Annotated in this window: 4 protein-coding genes; all 4 read left to right on the top strand. The window is 47.0% G+C overall.

All coding sequences use genetic code 11. The annotated features are described in order from the left end of the window. Positions 1-253: 253 nt before the first annotated feature. Complete coding sequence (locus EJA10_RS15980) at positions 254-898, top strand: HD domain-containing protein (protein ID WP_125481005.1); 645 nt, start codon at positions 254-256, stop codon at positions 896-898. Further along, positions 895-2,778 carry an ABC-F family ATP-binding cassette domain-containing protein gene (locus EJA10_RS15975; RefSeq protein WP_125481004.1) on the top strand — a complete coding sequence of 628 codons (1,884 nt, stop codon included), beginning with the start codon at positions 895-897 and terminating at the stop codon, positions 2,776-2,778. The genes EJA10_RS15980 and EJA10_RS15975 overlap by 4 nt, the downstream gene beginning before the upstream one ends. Positions 2,779-2,924: 146 nt before the next feature. Further along, the gene (locus EJA10_RS15970; RefSeq protein ID WP_125481003.1) at positions 2,925-4,055 is read left to right on the top strand and encodes a conserved virulence factor C family protein; all 1,131 of its coding nucleotides are present in this window, start codon (positions 2,925-2,927) and stop codon (positions 4,053-4,055) included. A gap of 161 nt (positions 4,056-4,216) precedes the next feature. Further along, entirely contained in the window at positions 4,217-5,932 is a 1,716-nt protein-coding gene (ilvD, locus tag EJA10_RS15965; RefSeq protein WP_125481002.1) for a dihydroxy-acid dehydratase, read from the top strand. Positions 5,933-6,000 lie beyond the last annotated feature (68 nt).

Raw genomic sequence — 6,000 nt, 5'->3', positions numbered from 1 at the left:
CTCACGGACAACTTTTCGCCTTAAATCATGAAAGCTGTCCGATTGGAGCAGTCTCTCGGACAACTTTTGGCCTGAACCCATGAAAGCTGTCCGATTGGAGCAGTCTCACGGCCAACTTTTGGCCTGAACCCATGAAAGCTGTCCGATAGAAGTCACGTTTTTATCCACAGTTTTTTTAGTGATTCAATATCTTCTTTAATGCCATTGCGGCTCTATGTGGTAAAATGGTTTCGGTATGAAAGTAGGTGCAGAGATGAAAGAAAAAATAGAAGCAGCGGAGAGTTTTGTCAAACAAGAGCTGGGCAGTGATTCCTCAGGCCATGATTGGCACCATATTGACAGGGTAAGGAAGAATGCTTATCTCATCTGGAGCAATCATAAAGAAGCAGATTGGTTCATCATTGAGATGGCAGCCTTGCTCCATGATATTCCAGATGATAAATTGAATGAATCGGAAGAAGCCGGCTGGGCAAAGCTAGATTCATTTTTACAGAGTCTGCAGTTGGAGCAGGACCTTGCCGACAAGATCGGTAGCTGTATTGAGACGGTCTCCTTTAAAGCCGGGAGGGAAATTGAACTGAACAGCATGGAGGCAAAAATTGTCCAGGATGCCGACCGGCTGGATGCTCTGGGTGCTATTGGGATTGCCAGGACATTTGCTTTTGGCGGAAAAAAAGGGCATCCAATCTTTGAACCAGCCCAGGAAGTCAGGGGCGAGATGACCCTGGAGGAATACCGAAACGGAAGCAGTTCCTCGGTCAATCATTTCTACGAAAAACTACTGAAGCTGAAAGATAAAATGAATACGGAGCGCGCAAGACAGCTCGCAGAAGAAAGACATAGATTCATGGAGAATTTCCTCGAACAATTTTACAGTGAATGGAATGGTCAGGCATGAAGATGATCACGATTGAAAACGTGACGAAAACATACGGTGAAAAAGAGCTTTTCAAAGGAATATCCTTTACGATTGGTGAGAAGGAAAGGGTCGGTTTAATCGGGGTGAATGGCACGGGAAAATCATCCCTGCTCAAGATTGTTGCTGGCATTGACCAGCCGGACTCTGGTGATATCATTTCTGGCAAAGATTATAAAATATCATTCCTTTCCCAACAGCCTGAAATGGAGCCAGACAGGTCTGTCCTTGATCAGGTGTTCAGCGGGGATGCGCCGATTCTTAAGCTGATGAGAGATTATGAGAAAGTTCTCGCCGATCTTTCAATAAATCCAGAGGATTCAAAAGTCCAGGAGATATTGTATGAATTGCAGCGAAGGATGGACAGCGAGGACGGATGGGATGCGAATACAGCTGCAAAGACAATCTTGATGCAGCTTGGAATCTCTGATTTTTCAAAAAAAATGGGAGAGCTTTCAGGTGGGCAGAAGAAACGTGTAGCATTAGCGCAGGTTTTGATCGAATCGCCCGACCTTTTGATCCTTGACGAGCCGACCAACCATCTTGATTATGAGACAGTCAAATGGCTTGAAGATTATTTATCAAGATATTCAGGATCGCTGTTGCTCGTTACCCATGATCGTTACTTCCTCGATCGGGTCACGAACAGGATGTTCGAATTGGATGGAGGCAGCCTTTACAGCTATAAAGGGAACTATGCAAGCTTTTTGGAAGCGAAGGCCATCCGTGAGGAGAATGAAGCCGCTTCTCTTGAAAAAAAGAAGAACCTGTTCAGGCAGGAGCTGGAGTGGATCCGTCGCGGCGCGAAAGCGAGGACAACGAAACAAAAGGCACGTATTCAGCGTTTTGACAAGCTCGATGAAGAGGTATCAAATGTGAAATCGAATGAAAAGCTGGATATTGCCTTAAGCGGCAGCAGGCTTGGGAAACAGGTCCTTGAACTGAAGGATGCCTGCAAAAAGTACGAAGATAAGGTGATCCTTGATCAGTTTAATCTGTTGGTGAAACCTGGAGACAGATTAGGGATCATTGGCCGCAATGGGACCGGAAAGTCGACCCTGCTGAACATCCTGTCAGGCAGGATTCAGCTGGATTCAGGAGAAATCCTTACTGGACAGACTGTAAGGGTTGCCTATTATACACAGGAAAATGAAGACATGGATGAGAATAAGCGGGTAATTGAATACCTGAAGGAAACCGCGGAGATTGTGCATACAACAGATGGAAAGACGATTTCAGCAGCGCAAATGCTCGAGAGATTCCTGTTTCCGCCGTACGCACATGGGACACTGATCCGAAAGCTTTCAGGCGGCGAGAAACGAAGGTTATACCTCCTGAAGCTTTTGATGGAGGAACCGAATGTCCTTCTGCTGGATGAACCGACGAACGACCTTGATACACAGACATTGACCGTCTTGGAGGATTATCTGGAAGATTTTCCGGGAGTCGTAATTACTGTATCCCACGATCGCTATTTCCTTGATAAAGTGGTGGATTTACTTTTGGTGCTGGAAGGTGAAGGCCAGACCTCATTGTATTTTGGGAATTACACTGATTACCTCGAGAAAAAGCCAAAGCCAGAGGCTCAGGACGCGGTTCAGAGAAAGGATAAGCCGGAGCAGCCTGAAAAACCGAAGAAAAAGAAAATGACCTATATGGAGAAAAAAGAATGGTCAGAAATCGACGCCGATATTGCGAAAGTGGAGGAACGACTGGAAGGAATCCAGTCAGAAATGGTGAAGATCGGCAGTGATTTTGAGAAGGGGCAGGCTTTGATGAACGAAGAAGCCGAGCTGAATGAGAAACTTGAGCATCTTATTGAAAGATGGAGCTATTTATCAGAACTCGCTGAGAATGAATAAGGCCTGGTATCCAGGCCTTATTTTTATGGAATGGGTTGATCCTACCTGTGATGTGAGGAGTTGGATTCGGAAAACCACATAAATGATAACAACTCTCCAGTATGTTAAAATAGCTTCATTCCTGAAAAATACAAAGGGGTGGGAATATGAAAATTCTTTCTATTGAACCAACACCAAGCCCGAATACGATGAAAATCAACTTGGATGAAGAACTACCGATGGGCAAAAGCAATAATTATAAAAAGGACGCTGCGGCCGGGGCTCCAGAGGTTGTTGTGAACATATTGAATATCGAGGGTGTAAAGGGAGTGTATCATGTTGCAAACTTCCTCGCAGTCGAGCGAAACGCTAAATATGACTGGAAAACCATTTTGCCAGAAGTAAGGAAAGCGTTTGGGGAGGACTCTGAGGAAACTGGAGAGAATGCACCGGCAATCAATGAACATTTTGGTGAAATCAAGGTTCTTGTTCAGGTGTATAAGGGAATCCCGATGCAGGTGAAATTAACGGATGGCACAGAGGAGAAGCGCTTTGGCTTGCCGGATCTTTTTGTAAAGAGTGTTGGCGAGGTACAGACTCCTGAAGATAATGTCGTCATGGTCCGAAGGTGGAAAGAACTCGGAGTCAGATATGGCGAGTTCGAACAGGTCGGAAATGAAGTGGTCGAGGAGCTTATAGCTGCTTATCCACCTGAGAGACTCGAAGACCTTGTTAAGCTAGGGAAGAACCCGGGGCAGGAAGCCCAGGTAAAATCTGCGAAAAGGAAGATCAGGATAACAGAGGGAGATCTGGATCATTCTGATTGGCGCATACGCTATCAGCTCCTTGAACAAATGGAGGATCCAACACTGGAGGATTTGGGCGTTTTAGGAAAGGCGCTTAACGACGAAAAAGCATCCATCCGCAGACTGGCCACTGTATACCTCGGCATGATTGAAGACCAGAAAGTATTGCCATTGCTTTATCAAGCCCTCAAGGATAAAACAGTTACCGTTCGCCGGACAGCAGGTGACTGCCTCTCTGACCTGGGCTACCCAGAAGCGATGGATGAAATGATTGAAGCATTGAAAGATCCAAGCAAGCTCGTTCGCTGGCGAGCGGCGATGTTCCTTTATGAAGCCGGGGACAAACGTGCCCTGCCTGCACTTAGAGCGGCAGAGGAAGACCCAGAGTTCGAGGTCAGTATGCAGGTGAAACTAGCGGCGGCCCGTATCGAGCACGGTGAGGAAGCAAAAGGTTCCGTTTGGAAACAGATGACAGAAGCGAGAAAACAATAATTGTATTATGTAAACTAACAGGCCGCACTTGTTGCGGCCTGTTTTTTTATTGAAAAATGAATCCGCTTACTTAATTTTAACAATTGAAATATTTAGAAAATTATTGCAATGCAACATGAAAAGGGGTATTCTAGGGATTAAAAAATCGGGAGGGACATCCAGTGGAAAAAGACTTAAGAATTAAAAGCCATGTATTCAGTGACGATGCCAGAAAGGCCCCTAATCGAGCGATGCTGCGTGCGGTCGGTTTCAGTGATGAAGACTTCAGGAAGCCAATGATCGGCATTGCAAGCACATGGAGCGAAGTCACTCCATGCAATATACATATCGATAAACTCGCGGTCACCGCAAAAGAAGGAGCCAGGGCAGCCGGCGGAGCGCCAATGATTTTCAATACCATTACGGTATCAGACGGCATCTCCATGGGAACGGACGGAATGCGCTACTCGCTTCCAAGCCGGGATTTGATAGCTGATTCAATTGAGACGGTTGTCCAGGGAGAGAGCCTCGATGGCTTCGTCGCAATCGGAGGCTGTGACAAGAATATGCCAGGCTGTATGATGGCAATCGCGAGAATGGACCTCCCTTCGGTTTTTGTGTATGGCGGGACGATTAAGCCTGGAAAGCTAGATGGCAAAGACATAGACATCGTTTCAGCGTTTGAAGGCGTTGGGCAATTTAACAAGGGCGCAATTGGCGATGAACAGCTTCATAAAATCGAATGCCAGGCATGTCCTGGCTCCGGCTCTTGCGGAGGGATGTACACAGCGAATACAATGGCCAGTGCCATAGAAGCGTTGGGCATGAGCCTTCCGGGCAGCTCATCTCACCCCGCAGAAACAGCCGAGAAGCATGAGGATTGCTTCAAGGCAGGAGAAGCGGTTTACGGTATGCTCGAGCTTGGTCTGAGGCCGAGACAAATTTTAACGAAGAAGGCCTTTGAAAATGCTATTACGGTTGTAATGGCACTTGGAGGGTCAACGAATGCCGTGCTTCATTTAATGGCAATTGCCCATGCAGCGGAAGTGGGTCTTAAGCTCGAGGATTTCAACAGGCTGCAGGAAAAAGTCCCGCATATTGCTGACCTCAAGCCGAGTGGTAAGTTTGTCATGCAGGATCTATTTGAGGCAGGAGGCGTTCCAGCCGTCATGAAGTTGCTATTGGAGGAAGGATTGCTTCACGGAGATTGCATGACGGTTACGGGTAAAACGGTTGAAGAGAACCTCAAAAATTTGCCTGGCCTGAAGCCGGGACAGAAAGTAATATATCCTGTGTCTGAGCCGCTCAGAAAGGACGGGCCACTCGTTGTCCTTAAAGGGAACCTTGCCCCTGATGGAGCTGTCGCAAAAGTATCAGGCCTTAAGGTGAAAAGCTTGACAGGACCTGCAAAGGTATTCGACGATGAAGAATCCGCCTCAAAAGCCGTCATGGCAGATGAGGTAGTGGCAGGCGATGTACTGGTAATACGTTATGAAGGACCAAAAGGCGGACCGGGGATGCCTGAGATGCTCTCGCTTTCAGCTATTTTAGTTGGGAAGGGGCTAGGTGAAAGTGTAGCCCTGCTGACAGATGGACGATTCTCAGGAGGAAGCCACGGACTTGTTGTCGGACATATTGCCCCTGAGGCACAGGTTGGCGGCCCAATCGCTTTGATCAAAGATGGAGACATGGTCACAGTTGATAGCGAACAAAAGCTTTTGGCTGTTGCTTTGAGTGAAGAAGAGCTGGCGGCTAGAAGACAGTCGTGGGTGGCACCTGAAATGCCTGCAAGAGGGACGCTGGCTAAGTATACCAGATTGGTGTCCTGTTCTTCCAAAGGAGCTGTGACCGATCTTTTTGAAGAAAAATCTGTCCAGCAGCCGGTGGTCCATTCCTGAGCACGTCACTATAATCTGTTGCTTTCATTATTGTGATTATAGTATGCTAACACTGGAAGTATTGATGG

This window comes from Mesobacillus subterraneus (assembly GCF_003937825.1).
Classification (GTDB): Bacteria; Bacillota; Bacilli; order Bacillales; family Cytobacillaceae; genus Mesobacillus; species Mesobacillus subterraneus.
This window is presented reverse-complemented; position numbering and strand designations above follow the sequence as displayed.

What these genes read in the sequence shown, in the direction of transcription:
- EJA10_RS15975 (WP_125481004.1), top strand. Translation starts at nt 895, where the DNA reads ATGAAGATGATCACGATTGAAAACGTGACGAAAACATACGGTGAAAAA.
- EJA10_RS15980 (WP_125481005.1), top strand. Translation starts at nt 254, where the DNA reads ATGAAAGAAAAAATAGAAGCAGCGGAGAGTTTTGTCAAACAAGAGCTG.
- EJA10_RS15970 (WP_125481003.1), top strand. Translation starts at nt 2,925, where the DNA reads ATGAAAATTCTTTCTATTGAACCAACACCAAGCCCGAATACGATGAAA.